Below are 18255 nucleotides of genomic sequence, written 5' to 3'. Positions count from 1 at the left end.
CGACTTTCGCCGCTCACAAGACGCGGTTAATTCGCCGACCGGCCTAAGTCTCCGTCAACTGAGCCTCAGAGAAGGGCGCTTAGACCCTTGACAGGTCAAAGGTCTGTCACGACATTGCACAGCAGACCGCGACCGAGCCATCGAGGAGCCAGGGGATGCTGACGATGCAGGGCGTGTCCAAGAGCTTTCTCGGGGTGCGCGTGCTCCATGACGTGGGACTCGATCTTCAGCCGGGCGAGGTGCACGCCCTGGTGGGCGAGAACGGCGCGGGGAAGTCCACCCTGATGAAGATCCTGGCCGGCGAGCACACCCCGGACACCGGCACGATCACCCTCGACGGAACCGCGCACACGTTCAGCCACCCCGGTCAGGCGCAGGCCGCCGGGATCGGCATCATCCACCAGGAGTTCGCGCTCCTGGCCCACCGCACCGTCGCCGAGAACGTGTTCCTCGGCCGGGAGCCGACCCGCTACGGTCTCGTCGACCGGACCGCCATGGAACGGCGCACCGCCGAACTCCTGGCCGAGATCGACGAGACGGGCATCACCCCGCGCACGCTCGTGCGTGACCTCTCCGTCGCCCGGCAGCAGACCGTCGAGATCGTCAAGGCGCTCGCCTCCGACGTACGTGTGCTTGTCATGGACGAGCCAACCGCACCGCTCGCCGACCACGAGGTCGCGCTCCTGTCGGCCCTGGTGCGCCGGCTGACCGCGCGCGGCCTCGGCATCCTGTACATCTCGCACCGCCTGGGGGAGGTCTTCGACCTCTCGGAGCGCGTCACCGTCCTCAAGGACGGCCGCCGTGTCACCACCGTGCGCACCGCCGACACCACCCCGGACGACATCGTCCGCGCCATGGTCGGCCGCGACCTGACCGCGTACTACCCACCGCGCGCCCGCCACGACGAGATCGGCGACGTGACGCTCACCGTCACCGGCGGCGGCAACGCCCGGATCAGGGACATCGATCTGACACTGCGCGCCGGGGAGGTCGTCGGGGTCGCCGGCCTCCAGGGCGCCGGACGTACGTCACTGGCCCGCGCGCTGTTCGGGGCCGCGCCCTTCACCACCGGCACCATGACCGTCGGCGGGAAGCCGCTGCGGCCGTCGCGACCGCGCGAAGCCATCCGCGCGGGCATCGCGCTGGTCAGCGAGGACCGCAAGACCGAGGGGCTGGCCCTGCGCCAGTCGGTGCGGGACAACGCGCTGCTGGTCACCCGCGCCGTCGCCGTACGGGGCAGACCCCCGGCGGGCCGCGAGGTCACCGCGCTCCTCGAACGCGTACGGCTCCGGTCGCGCGGCGAGGACCAGCAGACCCAGTTCCTGTCCGGCGGCAACCAGCAGAAGGTCGTCATCGCCAAATGGCTGGCGGCCAACCCCCGGGTGCTCCTCTTCGACGAACCCACGCGGGGTGTCGACGTCGGCGCCAAGGCCGCCATCCACACCCTCGTGCGCGAACTCGCCCGCGAGGGACTCGCCGTGCTGATCATCTCCTCCGAACTGCCCGAGCTGATCGGGATGAGCGACCGGCTCCTGGTGATGTCCGACGGACGCCTCGTGGGTGAACTGCCCGCCGGGGCGACGGAGGAGAGCATCATGCGCCTCGCCACCGAAGGGCCGGGCCGGGGCCTCGGCGCGGGCCACGGCCCGCACGCCACCGCCGCACCCGCCGGACGGGAGGGCCCCGCGTGACCGCGCTCGAATCCGCTCCCGCCCCCTCCGGGCCCCCGCCGAAACCGGCATCGCCCTCCGGGAACCGGGCGTCCCGCGCGCCCTGGAGGTCCGTCGACCCCGTCGTCGGCGTCTGGCTCGCCGCGCTCGCCGTCACCCTCCTCGGCTGGATCGTCGTCACCGCCCAGGGCGGGAACTTCCTCACCACCACCAACGCCGTCGCGATCCTCCAGAACTGCGTCGCCCTCGGTCTGGTCGCCGTCGGCCAGTCCGCCGTCATCCTCACCGGCTCGCTCGACCTCTCGGTCGCCTACCTCATCAGCCTCGGCACACTCGTCGCCGCCGAGACCATGGCGAGCGGCGGCGTCGTCCCCGCCGTCCTCGCCGTCCTCGCGCTCTCCGCCGCCGTCGGACTCGCCAACGGGCTGATCGTCACCGGGCTCAAGGTGAACGCCTTCATCGCGACCCTCGGCATGGCGTTCATCCTGCGCGGCTGGATCGAGGACAACTACACCGGCCCCGCCGGCGAGGTCCCCCTCTCCTTCCAGCGCCTCGGCTACGACCGCGTCGGCCCCGTCCCCGTCTCGGTGTTCCTGCTCATCGCCGTGGCCGCCGTGATGTGGCTGATCACCCGCCGTACCCGCATCGGCCACCACATGTACGCCACCGGCGGCGACGAACACGCCGCCCGGCTCTCCGGCGTACGGACCGGGCGCACCGTCGTCGTCGCACACGTCCTGTGCTCGCTCTGCGTCGGCGCCGCCGCGCTCTTCCTCGCCGCCCGGCTGGGCGCGGGCGCGCCCTGGGCGGGCACCGAGGCGCGCTACGACCTGGAGTCGATCGCCGCCGTGGTCCTCGGCGGCACGGCCCTCGCCGGCGGGCGCGGGGGAGTGGCGGGCACCCTCGGCGGTGTGTTCGTCCTCGCCGTGCTGGACAGCGTGTTCAACCAGCTGTCGGTCGACCCGTTCTTCAAGAACGTCGTGCGCGGCGTCGTCATCATCGCCGCCGTCGCCATCTACGCACGGCCGCGCCGGACCCCGAAGGCACCGAAGGCCCCGACGGAAGGGAGGACCGCGTGACCGCCCGCGCCAAGACCGCACACGCGGCCGGGACCGCCCCGACCGCCCCGCCCGGCAGGCGAATCGTCCGCGCGCTCGGCACCGGCGCCCCCGTCTACGGGCTGCTGGCCGTGCTGCTCCTCGCGCTGCTGGTCACCGACCCCGGCTTCTACGAACCCGACAGCTTCCTCTCCTTCGTCAAACGCGCGGCGCCGCTGGTGATCCTGGCCGCCGGGCAGTATCTGGTCATCGTCAGCGGCGAGTTCGACCTCTCCGTCGGCGCGATCGTCACCGCGGGCGTGGTCGTCGCGGCCGAGCTGTACGGCTCCTTCCCCGATGCCCACTGGCTGGTGGTCACCGCGGTGCTGCTCGTCGCCGGCGGTCTGGCCGGGCTGGTCAGCGGGTTGATCACCACCGTTCTGCGGGTGCCGTCCTTCATCACCACCCTCGGCATGATGCTCATCCTCGAAGGCGCCGTCTTCTTCTGGACCGGCGGCTCACCGCAGGGCGTACTGCCCACCGCCTTCCGCCAGTTGGGACGTGGCACCGCCTTCGGCTGGCTGCCCTGGGCGGTCGTCGCCTGTCTCGTCGCCGGGACCGTCGCCGTCCTCGTCACCCGCTCCGACTTCGGCCGGACGCTGGTCGCCACCGGTGACAGCGACCGCGCCGCCGCGCTCTCCGGCGTACGGGTGATCCGGGTACGGACCGTCGCCTTCATCCTCTCCGGCGCCGCGGCGGCCCTCGCCGCCGTTCTCGTCGGCGGCTTCTCCGGGGTCTCCGCGCAGGCGGGCCGGGGCTACGAGTTCGAGGCCATCACCGCCGTCGTCCTCGGAGGTGTGGTCCTCGGCGGCGGACGGGGCTCGGTGGTGGCCGCCATGGCCGGCGCCTTCTCCCTCCAGGCCCTGTTCACCCTGCTCAACCTCCAAGGTGTCTCCGGGGCACTGGAGTCCACCGTCCAGGGAGTCATCGTCATCGCCGCCGTCGGCCTCGGAGCCGCCGACTGGTCCCGCCTGCGCCGCCGTACGCCGGCCGGCGGCGGGCCACCGGGCCCCGTCCCACCGGACCGTACGCACCCCACCGGTACGCACCCCTCGGGAGGAACACCCTCATGACCGCCATCCGGCCCCTTCGCCGACGCGCCCTGGCCGCGGGCGCCGCGCTGCTCGGCGCCGTACTGATCACCTCCTGCACGAGCGACGCGCCACCCGAGTCGCCCCCCGCCGCCTCGGGCAGCGGGAGCACCGCCGACGCGGGCACCGGGAAGCAGTCCACCTTCTTCGAACAGGCCGAGTACGACCGCCAGCTGGCCCTCGCCGACGAGAAGCCCGAGGGACCGGAGGACAAGCCCTGGGAGCAGATGCTCAACCCCGAGATGGTCGACACCGCCCAGTACAAGATGGCCGACCCCAGCGGGATCGAGCTGTGCTTCTCCAACGCGGGAGTCTTCAACCCCTGGCGCCAGGTGGGGCTGAAGAACATGCGGGCCGAGGTGGAACTGCACAAGGAGATCAGCAAGTTCACCGTCCTGGACGCCCAGGGCAAGGACGACAAACAGATCTCCGACATCCAGGAACTGGCCGGACGGAACTGCGACGCGCTGATCGTCTCGCCGAACACCACGGCCACCCTCACCCCGGCCGTCAAGCAGGCCTGCGGCAAGGTGCCCGTCATCGTCTTCGACCGGGGCGTCGAGACCGACTGCGCCGTCACCTTCGTCAACCCGATCGGCGGCTACGCGTACGGCGCGGTGGCGGCCGACTTCCTCGTCGAGAAGGTGAAACCGAAGGGCAAGGTCCTCGCGCTGCGCATCTCGCCCGGCGTCGACGTCCTGGAGACCCGCTGGTCGGCCGCGAAGGTCGCCTTCGACAAGAGTGAACTCGACGTCGTGGACGTGAAGTTCACCGACGGGGACCCGGCCAAGACCAAGTCGGTCGTCACCGACGCGCTCACCCGGCACGGCGACATCGACGGTGTGTGGATGGACTCGGGCGCCACGGCCGTGGCCGCCGTCGAGGCGTTCGAGGACGCGGGCAAGGACGTACCGCCCATCACCGGCGAGGACCAGCAGGACTTCCTCCAGGCGTGGCAGGACAAGGACCTCACCGCGATCGCCCCCGCGTACCCGACGTTCCAGTGGCGTACGCCCGTGATCGCCGCGCTCGACATCCTCAAGGGCGAGGACGTGCCCAAGGAGTGGAAGCTCCCGCAGCCCACCATCACCCAGGACAACCTCGCCGACTACCTGAAGCCCGGCATGCCGCCGCTGCACTACGCGATGTGCGGCTGCGAGTCGATGCCCGGATTCCCGAAGGACTGGGGCGGCAAGTGAGCACGGCTACCGGGCCGTCGGCGCCCCTGGCGCTCGGCGCCAACCCATGGATCTGGCACTCACCGGTCGACGGCGACGCCCTCGCCGGGACACTGCCACGGCTGGCGGACTGGGGCTTCGACTGTGTCGAACTCCCGCTGGAACAGGCCGGTGACTGGGCGCCCGCCGCCGTGTCGGAACTGCTGGACTCGACCGGGCTCGCCCCCGCCGCGGTCGTCGCCGTCATGCCGCCCGGCCGCGATCTGGTGGCCACCGACCCGGCGACCGTGCGCGCCACCCAGGACTATCTGCGGCGCTGTGTCGACGCGGCCCACGTGATCGGGGCGCCCGTCGTGGCCGGTCCCGTCTACACGGCCGTCGGGCGCTCCTGGCGGATGACGGACACCGAGCGGGCCGCGGCGTGGGCCGAGTGGCGTGAGCACATCGAGCCCGTCGTCACCCACGCCGGGGACGCGGGAGTGACGATCGGCGTCGAGCCGCTGAACCGGTACGAGACGAGTCTGCTCAACACCGTCGCCCAGTGCCTCGAAGCGATGGAGGGCCTCGACCCGGCGGCCATCGGTATCGCGCTCGACGTCTACCACCAGAACATCGAGGAGCGCGGACTGCCCGGCGCCGTACGCGAGGCGGGCAGCCGTGTCGTCCATGTCCAGGTGTGCGCGAACGACCGCGGCGCGCCCGGCGCCGACCACCTCGACTGGCCCGGTTTCCTGACCGCCCTCGTGCGGTCCGGCTACCGGGGTCCGCTGTGCGTCGAGTCCTTCACCGCCCACAACGACGCGATCGCCGTCGCCGCCTCCGTATGGCGTCCGCTCGCACCCAGCCAGGACGCGCTGGCCACCGACGGACTGGCGTTCCTGCGCCGGGTCCTCGCCGGAATCCAGGGCTGTCCGCGCGTCAGCACACGACCGATCCCGCACACGACCGATCCCGCCCCCGAGAGAGGACCGGCAGATGAAATGGCATGACCATGACAGAAAGGTGCGCGGGGGAGCGATCCGAAGAGCGTTCGTCGCCGTCGCCGGCGCCCTGCTGCTCGCCGTGACCGCCCTGCCCACCGGCGCCGGAGCGGCCGAGAGGGGGAAGGAGGAACCCGCCTTCAGGGCCCTGCTCTTCACCCGCGCCGTCGGCTACGTCCACGGATCCATCCCGAACGGCATCAAGATGTTCGAGGAGGAGGCCGCGGAGAACGGCTTCGAGATCGTCCAGAGCGACGACCCCGCCGTCTTCGACGACGAAAACCTCGCGCAGTACGACGCCATCGTGATGCTCCAGAACTCCGGCATGGTCTGGGACACCGAGGCCCAGCGGCAGGCCATGAAGACCTACGTCCAGAGCGGCAAGGGCGTCGTCGCCATCCACAACACCCTCGACATGGGCGTCGAGGAGGCGTTCCCCTGGTGGGACGAGACCATCAACGGCGGCGCCCACATGCCCACCCACTCGCCCGGCGTGCTCCAGGGCACCGCCAAGGTGGCCGACCAGGTCCACCCCTCCACCAAGGGGCTCCCCGAGCGCTGGGAACGCCCCGAGGAGTGGTACAACTTCGACGAGAACCCCCGCGGCGACGTCCATGTCCTGGTCACCGCCGACGAGACCACGTACAACCCCGGCCCCGACGCCATGGGCGCCGACCACCCCATCTCCTGGTGCCGCAACACCGAGGGCGGCAAGGTCTGGGCCACCGCCATGGGCCACGACACCCCCGCCTACGACGAAGAGGCGTTCCGCGACCATGTCGTCGGCGGCCTCCAGTGGGCGGCCGGTGAGAAGCCGGGCGACTGCGGCGGCACCGACTGGGGCGCCTACGAGAAGATCACGCTCGACGACAACACCGCCGACCCGATGGAGCTGGACGTCGCCGACGACGGCCGCGCCGTGTACGCCCAGCGCAACGGCGAGCTGAAGATCTTCGACCCCGCGTCCCACTCCACCGTCACCGCGGGCAAGCTCGACGTCTACACCGGCGGCGAGGACGGCCTCGTCGGCATGGAACTGGACCCGGACTTCGCGCAGAACAACTGGGTCTACCTCTACTACGCGCCGGCCGCCGAGACCAAGGACATCAACCGGCTCTCCCGCTTCACCCTCAAGGGCAACACCCTCGACCTCACGAGCGAGAAGAAGCTCCTCGACGTCCCCGCCTACCGCTCCCGCACCTTCACCGAGCCCGGACACACCGGCGGAGCCGTCGAGTTCGGCCCCGACGGCACCCTCTACCTCGGTGTCGGCGACGACGTACCACCCAACCTCGACCCCGACTGGCAGGGCTACGCGCCGATCGACTGGCGCGAGGGCAAGGAGATGCTCGACGCCGCGCGCACCGCGGGCAACACCAACGACCTGCGCGGCAAGCTGCTGCGCATCAAGCCGACGAAGAACGGCGGCTACACCATCCCCAAGGGCAACCTCTTCGCCAAGGGCAAGGCCAAGACGCGGCCCGAGATCTACGCGATGGGCTTCCGCAACCCGTTCCGCTTCACCGTCGACCAGGAGACCGGCTACGTCCACCTCGCCGACTACGGCCCGGACCGCGGACTGCCCACCACCGACCGGGGCCCCGAGGGCCTGGTCGAGTACAACGTGATCAAGAAGCCGGCGAACTTCGGCTGGCCCTTCTGCCACGGTGACAACCAGGCGTACGCGCCGTACAACCCGGACACCGGGGAGACCGGCGCCAAGTTCGACTGCGCCAACCCCACCAACCCCTCGCCGAACAACACCGGACTGACGAAGCTGCCGCCCATCCAGCAGCCCGAACTCTGGTACGGCTACGGCGTGTCAGAGCACTTCCCGGAGATGGGCGAGGGCGGCTCGGCCCCGATGGCCGGACCCGTCTACCGCTACGACGCCGACAACCCGTCCGAGACGAAGTTCCCCGAGTACTTCGACGGGGCGAGCTTCCTCTACGAATGGTCGCGCAACTACATCAAGGAAGTCCGGTTCGACCAGGACGAGAAGCTCCTCAAGATCAACGACTTCATGGACTCGGTGGCCTTCAAGAGCCCCATGGACATGACCTTCGGGCCCGACGGCTCCCTGTACGTCCTGGAGTGGGGCAGCGAGTTCGGCGGCGGCAACAACGACTCCGGCCTCTACCGCGTCGACTACGCCCAGGGGCGGCGCAGCCCGGTCGCCAAGGCCGCGGCCTCCGTCACCAACGGACCGCTCCCGCTGGAGGTGGAGTTCTCCAGCGAGGGCAGCGCCGACCCGGACGGCGACGCGCTGACCTTCGAATGGGACTTCGACGGTGACGGCACCTACGACTCCACCGACGAGAACGCCACCCACACCTACACCGAGGGAGGCGAGTTCAGCGCCCAGTTGAAGGTCACCGACTCCAGCGGCAAGTCCGGCTTCGCCAACGTGCCCATCACCGCGGGCAACACCGCCCCGAAGGTGACCGTCGAGATCCCCGTCAACGGCAAACTCATCGAGTTCGGCGACCGGATCCCGTACAGGATCACCGTCACCGACCCGGAGGACGGCGCCGTCGACTGCTCCGAGGTCACCATCAACCCGGCACTCGGACACGACGACCACGAGCACCCGACCAACGACATCCCCGGCTGCGAGGGCACGGTCGACACCGGCGACCTGGGCGGCCACCCCGAGGGCGCGGACCTGACCTACGTGCTCAACGCCAAGTACACCGACGGCGGCGGCGACGGGGCACCGGCCCTCACCGGCTACGGCCGGTCGGTCCTGCAACCCAAGCTCAAGCAGGCCGAGTACCACGACGACCAGTCGGGCACACGGATCGTCAACCAGGCCGGCGCCGCGAACGGCAAACGCATCGGCGACATCAGCGACGGCGACTGGGTTGCCTTCGAACCGATGAGCGTGGAGGGCGTCGACTCGGTCAGCTACCAGGTCTCCTCACCGTACGGAGTCGGCGCGATCGAACTGCGGGCCGGCGCCCCGGACGGTGAACTGCTCGCCACCACCCCGATCCCCAACACCGGGGACTGGGACGTCTACCGGCCCACCGATCCCGTACCGGTGAAGGCCCACGACGGCACGCACAAGCTCTATCTCGTCTTCACGTCACCGCAGAACAACGCGTTCGACGTGGACACGGTGGAGTTCGCCGGGCCGTAGCCACCCCCTGGCGGCGGTGACCGTCCCCGGTCGCCGGACGGGCTCACGCAGCCGTCCGGCGACCGGGCGACCGACCGCCGGTCAACGCGTCCCGACCGCGGCCCGCACTGCCCTGCGGGCCATGGCGCAGTCGTCGTGCAGCCGCCGCAGCAGCAGCCGCTGCTCCTCACCCGTCGGCGCCGCACCCGGCGGGGGCTGGTGCGCCCCTGCGGCGGGCGCCTCGCGCATGGTGCGCTGCACCGCCGTCTCGTACTTACGGATCTCCCCGGTCAGCACGAGCATCAGATTCACCAGGAAGGCGTCCCGGTCCGCCGTACCCCTGGCCTGCGCGAGCCTGTTGATCTGCTGGCGCGCCAGCGGGTTGTTCCCGAGTACCATCCACAGCGTCGCCATGTCGTACCCCGGCAGATACCAGCCGGCGTGCTCCCAGTCGACGAGCACCGGTCCGGCGGGCGACAGCAGCATGTTGGAGAGCAGCGCGTCCCCGTGGCAGAACTGCCGCATGCCCGGCCGCCCCAGCCCGTGCAGCAGCTTCTGCATGTCGCCCAGATCACGGTCGGTGAAAAGACCCAGTTCGTGGTAGCGGGTGATCCGGCGGGCGTAGTCGAGACCCGGACCGAACATGTCGCCCGGCGGACGCCAGGTGTTGAGCCGCGCCACCGCGCCCAGCACGGCCCGGACGTCCGCGCGCGGCGGAGCCTCGGCCGGGTGGCGCGACAGGGCCGCCGCCCGTCCGGCCATCCGCTCCACGACCAGCGTGCAGTTGTCGGGATCGGCGGCGATCAGCCGCGGCACCCGCACCGGCGGCCGGTGGCGCACGAAGGAACGGTATGTCGCTATCTCGTGCCGGAAGCTCTCCGCCCACGCGGGTGACCGGTCCAGTAAGCACTTCGCCACCGCGGTCGTCCGTCCGGTCGTCCCGACCAGCAGCACCGAGCGGCCACTGCGCCGCAGCACCTGCACGGGGTTGAACTCCGGACAGATCCGGTGCACCGAGGCGATGGCCATCCTCAACTGCGCGCCCTGGGTGCCCGACAGGTCCAGCCTGCCGCCGAGCGGCCCGCCGGCCGTCCCCGGCCAGCGCCTGGCCCGCCCGGCCTGGGAGGGATCGAGATAGGGTCCGCCGCCGGCCGCGGGTGGCCGCGGGTGCCGGGGCGGGGTGGACACGGAGGACGATGCTGTGTACGACGACGCTGTGTACATGGGCGAACGAGTCCCTTCGTGTACCGACGAGTTACCGCGCTTCCCCGGCCCGGCGGCCGTTCCACACCCTGGGGAATGTGCCGGGCCGCCGGGCCGGGGTGGCGCGTTCCTAACACGACACCCCGCCACGGGTGGCACACCATCTGGCGCACCCTGGCGAAGCCTGGCGAATAGTCGCCAGGTACCTGACGGACGGTTACTGTCAACTCAGCCGAGAACCTGGGGGCTTGACGTGACCGGAGAACCCAACACCCGTCTGTCGGACCTGTTCGGCCTCGCCGGCTGGTCCAAGGGCGAACTCGCGCGGCTGGTGAACAGGCAGGCGGCGGCCATGGGCCACCCCCAACTGGCCACCGACACCTCGCGGGTCAGACGCTGGATCGACATGGGGGAGATCCCTCGCGATCCGGTACCCAGGGTGATGGCTTCCCTGTTCACCGAGCGGCTCGGCCGTGTCGTGACCATCGAGGACCTCGGGTTCGTACGACACGGACGCGCGGGGAGACGACGGGACGCCGGGAACGATTCGAACCCCGACGGCCTGCCTTGGGCGCCCGACCGGACGGCTGCGGTCCTCACCGAATTCACGGGAATGGACCTCATGCTCAACCGACGCGGCTTGGTGGGCGCGGGTGCCGTGCTCACCGCAGGCTCCGCACTCAGCAGTTCCATGCACGACTGGCTGCACTCAGATCCCGCACTGACCGCCGACGCCCCCCGCGGCGCCGATCCCCTGCACGCCGACCCCGTTGGGTACGACCGGTACGAGGCCGCCCCCATCGGGTCCCAGGAGATCGACGCGCTGGAGCACTCGGTCGACGTGTTCCGGGCCTGGGACGCCGCCCGGGGCGGCGGCCTCCAGCGCAAGGCGGTGGTGGGCCAGCTCAACGAGGTGGGCGGCATGCTGTCGTACCGTCACCCTCCCCATCTCCAGCGGCGCCTGTGGGGCGTCGCCGCCAACCTGGCGGTCCTGGCCGGCTGGATGTCGCACGACGTCGGCCTCGAACCCACCGCCCAGAAGTACTTCGTCATCGCCACCCACGCGGCGCGCGAGGGCGGCGACCGTCCGCGCGCGGGTGAGGCGCTGTCCAGGGCGGCCCGTCAGATGGTCCATCTGGGCCGCCCGGACGAGGCGCTGGACCTGATGAAACTGGCCAAGTCCGGTTCGGGTGACGAGGTGCTGCCGCGTACCCGGGCGATGCTCTGCACGATCGAGGCGTGGGCGCAGGCGTCGATGGGACGGGGTCAGGCCATGCGCCGGACCCTGGGCGAGGCGGAGGACCTGTTCGTCTCGGACAAGGGCGACGTGCCCCCGCCGAGCTGGATGCAGATGTTCGACGAGGCGGACATGCACGGCATGGAGGCGCTCGCCTTCCGTACCCTCGCCGACCACGAGCCCTCGGCGGCGGCCATGGCCCAACGGCACGCCAAGCGGGCGATCGAGCTGCGGCAGAACGGCCGCCAGCGGTCGATGATCTTCGACTATCTCTCCCTGGCCTCGGCCTGCTTCATCGCGGACGATCCCGAACAGGCGGACCGCTACGCGCGGCTGGCGCTGGTGTCGATGGGGGAGACCTCGTCGCACCGGACCTGGGACCGGCTGAGGGAGATGTACCGGCTCACCGGTCAGTACCGTACGCACGCCGGGATCCAGGAGCTGCGCGAGGAGATCGACGCGGTGCTGCCGAACCCGGCGAGGAAACCGAGGAGTTCGGAGATCTAGAGCGGACACCCCTCACCGGACACCCATCACCGGAGCAGGACGCCCGTCACCGTGCGGGAAACCGGCACTGAGGCAACGCTCAGGCGCGGTCGCCGCCGATCCTGGCGACCAGTACACAGGCGTCGTCGTCCCGTCCGGTCCCGCCGAACTCCTCGACGACCGTCCTGACACAGTCCTGCGCGTCGGGCGCCCCGGTCAGCCGGGGCCCGAGCGCCAGCAGCCGGTCCACACCCGTCCGGTCCGTCAGCCTGCCGGTGTGCAGCACCAGCACGTCACCGGGCAGCAGCCCGGTCTCGGCCTGTTCGTACGTGGCGCCAGACGTAGCGCCGAGCAGGACGCCGTCCAGTGGGGTCAGCGCGCGCCCCGTCCCGTCGCGGAACAGCAGCGGGGCGGGGTGTCCCGCCTGCGCCCAGACAAGGGTGCGTGTCCCGGGCCGGTAGCGGCAGCAGACGGCGCTGCCGAGCGCGGGCTGATCGGCCGTGTCGAGCAACTGGTTGAGATGACCCATCAGCGCGCCGGGCTCCACGCCCGCCACCGCCATACCGCGCTGGGCGCCGAGGAGCATCGCCATCGTGGAGGCGGCCGTCAGACCGTTGCCCATGAGGTCGCCGACCGTCAGCAGGGTGCTTCCGTCGGGCAGCTTCAGCGCGTCGAACCAGTCGCCGCCGACGAGTCCGCCGCCGGCCGGCGGCAGACAGTGGCCCGCCAGATCCAGCGTCCCCGGTTCGCTCTGGGGGCACTGGAGCGACCCGCGCCACGACGGCAGTACGGCCTCCCGCAACTCGGCCACGAGCTTCCGCTCGGTCCTGGCGGACCGTTCGCGGCGTCGCAGCGTGTCACCGGACTCGTCGACGGCGCGTCTGCTGCGGCGTAACTCGCTGACGTCCCGCAGCACCGCCCACATCGAGGCGGTGCAGCCGTCGGAGTCCAGTACGGGTTCGCCCGTCATGTGCAGCGTACGGACCCGCTTGTCGGTCCTGACGACGCGGAACTCGGCGTCGATGTGCCTGCCGTCCACGAGACACTCGGTCACCAGCGTCTGGAGCAGCCCCTGGTCCTCGGGGACCATCACGGACGGCAGTTCGTCCAGTGTCATCGGGCCCTTCTCGGGCGGCCGGCCGAAGATCTCGTACAGCTCCGGCGACCAGATGACCCCGTCGGTGAGGAGGTTCCACTCGGCGGTGCCCACCCGGTTGAGCAGCGAACCGGTCTCTTCCCCGGCGTCCGCCGCCGGGGAGGACGCCGCCTCGGCCCCGCTGTCGGGCAGACCGTTCCTGAGCTGTCCCAAGTGGGCGCCGAGATCGTCCAGTTGATGAACGGCCAGGTCACAGAGGGCACGCTGCCAGCGCCACAGCGTGTCGTGCTCGTCCGCGACGGCGTCCCTGCGCACGGCGTCCACGTCACCGCGCAGGCTGCGGGTGCGCGTGATGAGGGACTCCACCACGCCTCGCTCCGGTGGCCGCGGGGCGGGGCGGTCCGCGAACAGATGGGACGGCATCTCGAACTCCGATACAGGCGTGGCACTGCCAGGTCTGAAGAGTGAACCGTTATGACTGTTGCACAGGCCGCTATGGGCCGTAAGGGATTCGGCAACACTCGATCCGGTGGTGCTTCGGGCATATGCCACGGGCGGGGCAAGTGACCTACCGTCACCGGCGGGTCCCGGCGGCGGGTCGACGCGGTCGTCAGTCCCCGGCCGGGGGACCCTCGACCACGCGCTTGAGGTTACTCAGCGTCCGCCGGATGTTCCGCGCCTGGAAGTCGGCGAAGGTGTGCCCGCGCGTGGCGACCCGGTCGAAGAGATGGGCGACGGAGTCGGGCCACGAGCGCCGGTCGTCCGTCCAGGTCTCGGTGACGCGCGTGCCGCCGTCGACCGCCTCCAGACGGTACTCCCAGCTGGCGATGGGAGCCCGCAGCCGAGGGGTCCGGACGCCGATCGCGTGGACACGGAAGGCGAACCGCTCGTCCGTGTCGGCGGCGGTCACCGTGCACCGCGTCGTCCACCGCATCGCACCGCGCTTGTTGTGCCCGTCGAAGACCATCCCCACGTAGGTGTCGGGGTCCGCGCCCCGACCGCCCTCCGGGGTCCGGACGGTCGCCCCGAGATTCTCCGGGCTCCACCGGCCCATCAGGGCGGGCCGGCTGATCCGCCCGTAGACCGCGGCGGGAGAAGCGGCGATGACGACGCTGTCGGACACGGTGAACGTACGCGGCATGGAGTCTCCGATCCTGTACCCGGCACGCCGTGGACGACCGGGACCCCCGACTGTAGAACGTGTCCGGAAGGCGCCGCCGTCCGCCCGGGTCCCGCCCGGCCCGGCACGCCCGGGACGCCCGGGACCGTCAGTCCCGGTACTCCTCGTACACCCCGTCCCGCAGCGCGCGGGTGACGGCCGACGTCCGGTTGTCGCAGTTGAGCTTGGCGAGAATGTTGGCCACCAGCCGCTTGGCGCCGTGCAGGGAGATGTCCAGACGGAGCGCTATCTCTTTGTTGCTGAGCCCGTCGACCAGCAGGTCCAGGGTCTGCTTCTCCCGTGGAGTGACTCGAATCCTGGGATTCTCCGGACCCCCGGTGCGGTCGGTGGCTCTTCCGGAGAGCAGGGCGTGCGCCAAATTGACCGAAATAGGAAACTCGCCCTCACGCATTCGGCGCAGGGCGAGACGGAGTGATTCCTCGGAAAGCTCTCCCGTGGACAGTAAGCCGCCGATCGGTAAGCCCGACAACTTGTCCCACGGGGCGTCTCTCTCGTTGTCCACGAGTGCGAGCACTTTGCAACCGATTCCAGCGAAATCAACTAATTTCCTGGCAACCGGTTCGTCGATCTCGCGGATCAGCACGATGACGGAACTGTTCCGTGGGGGAGTGGAGGTGTCGCGCGGGTTCAACGGGTGCACCCGGGCTCTGTGAACCGCCCTGGCGAGAAGGTGCTCGACGCGATGCCGATCCAGCGTGTCATGGATCAACACGAATACGTCCGCCCTCTCCGGCGCCAGTGATTCAACGGCAGCGGGCTCTGACAATTTCAACCCTCCCTCGGTGGGCCGGCTCGTGGCGGCGGGAGATTTGACGGCGATCGCTCGCAACATGATCGTCGCCTCGGGCAATTGGCAGTGTCAACCCCGCGTGCGGGCGTGATTGCCATCGGTCACGGTGCGAAATGATGGATTTTGTCGTGATCGTCATGCATCCGCCCTGTCCGGGACGGCACGGAAAAGCTGGGAGTCCGGTAGCCGATCGGCTACCCCAGAAGGCTAGCTTTCCGCGGCCCCGGCGCTCGGATAATTTCGATCGAGAGTGATCGGCGGCCAGGCTTTCCAACAGGGGCCGGCATCAATGGGTGCGAGAAAATCTCCTGGAGGGAGAGACCGAGGCAATGCCTTCGTCAGACCGGCCGAGAGCAGCCACAAAAGCGTCCAGAATCTTCCTGTTCAGCGCCGTCGCTCTGCTCTGGTCCGTTCTCATCTGGGTCGCGAACCGGGAAAATGATCACGACTGGATGTGGGACATGAAGGTCCTGCTCCGGGCAGGGGAATCCGTGCTCACGGGTGACTCGATCTATTGGAACAGCTCGGGGACCCTGTTCACCCACGCCCCTTTTGACGCACTGGTTTACGCCCCCTTGGCCAGGGTACCCCTTCCCCTGCTCAGCATCGTCTGGAACGCCGTCTCCATCGTCGCACTGCATGTGCTGATCCTGGTCGTCTTCAAGAAGCTCCGGCTGCCGACACATTCGGCATTGATCATCCTGGTCTCGTCCGCGTTGCTGTGGATGGATCCGGTCTTCAAAACACTTCTGCTCGGTCAGAACAACATCGTCATCGTATGTGCCGTCCTCCTGGATTTCAGCCTGCCCGACAGGAGCCGCTACAAAGGAATTCTCCTCGGTGTATTCTCCGGCATAAAACTCACTCCGCTCTTCCTCGTCGTGTACCTGTTTGCCACCCGCAGATACAGAATCGCCTGCCGTGCGGTCGTGGCCTTCGTCGCCACTGTTGGCGCAGGGGCGGTCGTGCTGCCGCGTGATTCGTGGAACTACTGGTCCGGGACCGCTTTCGAGGCGAGCCGTGCGGGAGAGGCGTTCGATCCACGGGCACATTCCCTGCTGAGCAATACGGAGAGGTGGACGAACTCCCAGGACTTCTTCCCCGTCTGGGTCGCCCTCGTGCTCCTGTGCGCCGGCGCTTCCCTCGCGGTCGCGTGTTATTTGTACCGTCGTGGGTTCGATTTGGCCGGTGTGTGCGCCTGCGGTGTGGCCACTCTGCTGATCTCGCCCGTCACCTGGAACCACCACTATGTGTGGCTCATTCCTGCCCTTGCCTGCATCGGGGTCGCGGGCTATCGGTACGGCGACCGTCTGCTTCTCTCCGGTGCGCTCGTCATGGGAGTTCTTCTTTATGTCCACCCCTACACATGGGACGTGCCGATCGGGGCGCTGGGAGATTACGGCCTGCGGGACAAAGTCCTGACGACAAGCTATGCACTGGTCGCCGTCGTTTCGGTGGCCCTGCTACGGCTCTCCGGATCGAGAGAGCTCAGTTCTGCGCGGAACAGGCCCGTCGGCAACACGAATGCGGAGCGATGAGAAGCCCGGGGAGAGACATGGCCAGCACACTGGGAATCCTAGGCAGCCAGGAGATCTACACGTCGGGCTGGCTGGACGAGGAGCAGGACTTCAAGGCGGAGACACGGTTCGGCACCGTGCGGGGGAAACGAGGGTTCCTCGCCGGCGTTGAGGTGATCAGCTTGACCCGGAACAGCACCGGGCAGCCGATGGCCAGCCACGCGATCAACCACAGGGCGAACATTTCCGCTCTCAGCCGGGCCGGTGTCGGCCAGATCATCGCGACCGCGATGGTGGGCTCCCTGCGTCCGACACTGCCCGTCGGTGGAATCGCACTGCTGGATCAGTTCATCGACGCGACAAAGCGCACGCAGTTCACCCTCTTCAGCGATCAGCGCTTCGCTTTCGCCGACATGACGAATCCGTACTGCGCCGACCTGCGGCACCGGATGATGGAGGTCGCCGAGCAGCGAGGCGTTCATGTCAACGCACCTGCGGCCTGCTACGTCTGCACGGACGGCCCCCGGTTCGAGACGAGTGCCGAGGTGCGCATGTACGGCCTGCTGGGAGGCGATCTGATCGGAATGACCGGGGTTCCCGAGTGTGTCATGGCGAGGGAAGCCGGAATTTGTTACGGGTCGATCGCCGGCGTCTTGAACATGGGAGCCGGTCTGAGCGACAGGGCGCTGAACGCTCATCACTGGAGGGACCTGCGGACCGCGCATTCCGAGGCGTTCCGAGAGGTCATCGCCGGTGTCGCGACGAGCCTCGCGAAGAATCCTCCCACCGAGGGCGTGTGCGGTTGTGCGACCGCGGCGCCCGCCGAAGCGTGAGTGGACAGCTCATCGGGTGACAGGCATGTCTCGGGCTTGTGGAATGTGGAGGCGGAGATGCGCACGGACCGGTCACTGGCGATGGTGATACCAACCTTCAACGAGGCACAGAACATCAGAGAGCTGGTGCCGCGCATCCTGGACGCGGCCGACTACGCGTCCGTCGTCATCGTGGACGACGCCAGTCCTGACGGCACGGGCGATGTGGCGCGCGAACTCGCCGCCCGCGAACCCCGGGTGACGGTTCTCCAGCGCGCGGGGAAGTTCGGATACGCCTCCGCCTGCCGGGACGGATTCACCTGGGCAGTGGAGCAGGGCTTCGAGCATGTGGGTCAGATGGACGCCGACAGCTCCCACGATCCACTTGATATCCCGCGGCTGTTCGACCGCGCGCGCGACGCGGACGTGGTCATCGGTTCGCGCTGGACCAGCGGGGGAGAGGTCGTCAATTGGCCCACGAGCAGGAAGGCACTCTCCCGCGCCGGGAACAGGTACGCCCGTCTGATGGGGGGCATCGAGAGCCGGGATGTGACCGGTGGGTTTCGCATCTACCGGACGAAGGTCGTGGAGCATGATCTGCTCGACCGCAGTCAAGCCCATGGCTATTTCTTCCAGGCTGAAACAGCGATGCTCCTCACACGTGCCGGGAAGACCTTTGCCGAGGTGCCCATAGTTTTCAGACAGCGAGTTCGGGGCGAGAGCAAGATGAGTTTTCGCATCGCTTTCGAATCGCTCTGGCGTATCACTCTCTGGAGACTCGCGAAGTGAGTCGAAGG

At 69.3% G+C, this 18255-nt stretch carries 14 protein-coding genes; 10 read left to right on the top strand and 4 right to left on the bottom strand.

From position 1 onward, the window contains the following. Positions 1–155 precede the first annotated feature (155 nt). From ACZ61E_RS04975 to ACZ61E_RS04950, 6 genes are read left to right on the top strand one after another with little or no spacing between them, the layout of a single operon-like run. Entirely contained in the window at positions 156–1691 is a 1536-nt protein-coding gene (locus ACZ61E_RS04975; RefSeq protein ID WP_469697615.1) for a sugar ABC transporter ATP-binding protein, read from the top strand. After that, positions 1688–2749 carry an ABC transporter permease gene (locus ACZ61E_RS04970; protein ID WP_469697614.1) on the top strand — a complete coding sequence of 354 codons (1062 nt, stop codon included), beginning with the start codon at positions 1688–1690 and terminating at the stop codon, positions 2747–2749. The genes ACZ61E_RS04975 and ACZ61E_RS04970 overlap by 4 nt, the downstream gene beginning before the upstream one ends. Next, complete coding sequence (locus ACZ61E_RS04965; protein WP_469697613.1) at positions 2746–3840, top strand: ABC transporter permease; 1095 nt, start codon at positions 2746–2748, stop codon at positions 3838–3840. The genes ACZ61E_RS04970 and ACZ61E_RS04965 overlap by 4 nt, the downstream gene beginning before the upstream one ends. Next, a complete protein-coding gene (locus ACZ61E_RS04960; RefSeq protein WP_469697612.1) occupies positions 3837–5057 on the top strand; it encodes a substrate-binding domain-containing protein in 1221 nt (406 codons plus the stop codon). The genes ACZ61E_RS04965 and ACZ61E_RS04960 overlap by 4 nt, the downstream gene beginning before the upstream one ends. Then, positions 5054–6025 (top strand): sugar phosphate isomerase/epimerase family protein, encoded by a 972-nt coding sequence (locus ACZ61E_RS04955; RefSeq protein ID WP_469697611.1) that lies wholly within the window; start codon positions 5054–5056, stop codon positions 6023–6025. The genes ACZ61E_RS04960 and ACZ61E_RS04955 overlap by 4 nt, the downstream gene beginning before the upstream one ends. Further along, entirely contained in the window at positions 6012–9158 is a 3147-nt protein-coding gene (locus ACZ61E_RS04950; protein WP_469697610.1) for a ThuA domain-containing protein, read from the top strand. The genes ACZ61E_RS04955 and ACZ61E_RS04950 overlap by 14 nt, the downstream gene beginning before the upstream one ends. Positions 9159–9239: 81 nt before the next feature. Here ACZ61E_RS04950 and ACZ61E_RS04945 read toward each other — a convergent pair whose 3' ends face one another. Beyond that, complete coding sequence (locus ACZ61E_RS04945; RefSeq protein ID WP_469697609.1) at positions 9240–10361, bottom strand: aminoglycoside phosphotransferase family protein; 1122 nt, start codon at positions 10359–10361, stop codon at positions 9240–9242. A gap of 232 nt (positions 10362–10593) precedes the next feature. On the opposite strand from ACZ61E_RS04945, the gene ACZ61E_RS04940 reads away from it, so the two are divergent. Continuing rightward, positions 10594–12084 (top strand): DNA-binding protein NsdB, encoded by a 1491-nt coding sequence (locus ACZ61E_RS04940; protein WP_469697608.1) that lies wholly within the window; start codon positions 10594–10596, stop codon positions 12082–12084. Between the two features lie 79 nt (positions 12085–12163). On the opposite strand, the gene ACZ61E_RS04935 is transcribed toward ACZ61E_RS04940, so the two are convergent. The 3 genes from ACZ61E_RS04935 to ACZ61E_RS04925 all read right to left on the bottom strand — a co-directional run bounded on the left by ACZ61E_RS04935 (position 12164) and on the right by ACZ61E_RS04925 (position 15171). Beyond that, complete coding sequence (locus ACZ61E_RS04935) at positions 12164–13582, bottom strand: PP2C family protein-serine/threonine phosphatase (RefSeq protein ID WP_469697607.1); 1419 nt, start codon at positions 13580–13582, stop codon at positions 12164–12166. A gap of 187 nt (positions 13583–13769) precedes the next feature. Then, on the bottom strand, positions 13770–14300 hold the full coding sequence (locus ACZ61E_RS04930) for an SRPBCC family protein (RefSeq protein ID WP_469697606.1): 531 nt from the start codon (positions 14298–14300) through the stop codon (positions 13770–13772). 127 nt (positions 14301–14427) lie between these two features. Next, the gene (locus tag ACZ61E_RS04925; protein WP_469697605.1) at positions 14428–15171 is read right to left on the bottom strand and encodes a helix-turn-helix transcriptional regulator; all 744 of its coding nucleotides are present in this window, start codon (positions 15169–15171) and stop codon (positions 14428–14430) included. A 287-nt stretch (positions 15172–15458) separates the two neighbouring features. On the opposite strand from ACZ61E_RS04925, the gene ACZ61E_RS04920 reads away from it, so the two are divergent. From ACZ61E_RS04920 to ACZ61E_RS04910, 3 genes are read left to right on the top strand one after another with little or no spacing between them, the layout of a single operon-like run. Then, the gene (locus ACZ61E_RS04920; RefSeq protein ID WP_469697604.1) at positions 15459–16667 is read left to right on the top strand and encodes a glycosyltransferase 87 family protein; all 1209 of its coding nucleotides are present in this window, start codon (positions 15459–15461) and stop codon (positions 16665–16667) included. Positions 16668–16684: 17 nt separating this feature from the next. After that, a complete protein-coding gene (locus ACZ61E_RS04915) occupies positions 16685–17479 on the top strand; it encodes an MTAP family purine nucleoside phosphorylase (RefSeq protein ID WP_469697603.1) in 795 nt (264 codons plus the stop codon). Positions 17480–17536: 57 nt separating this feature from the next. Next, a complete protein-coding gene (locus ACZ61E_RS04910; protein ID WP_469697602.1) occupies positions 17537–18247 on the top strand; it encodes a polyprenol monophosphomannose synthase in 711 nt (236 codons plus the stop codon). The last annotated feature ends 8 nt before the right edge of the window (positions 18248–18255 follow it).

Source organism: Streptomyces sp. NPDC104581, assembly GCF_055583685.1.
Note: the sequence above shows the minus strand (reverse complement) of the source record. Positions and strands in the feature narration are given on the sequence as shown.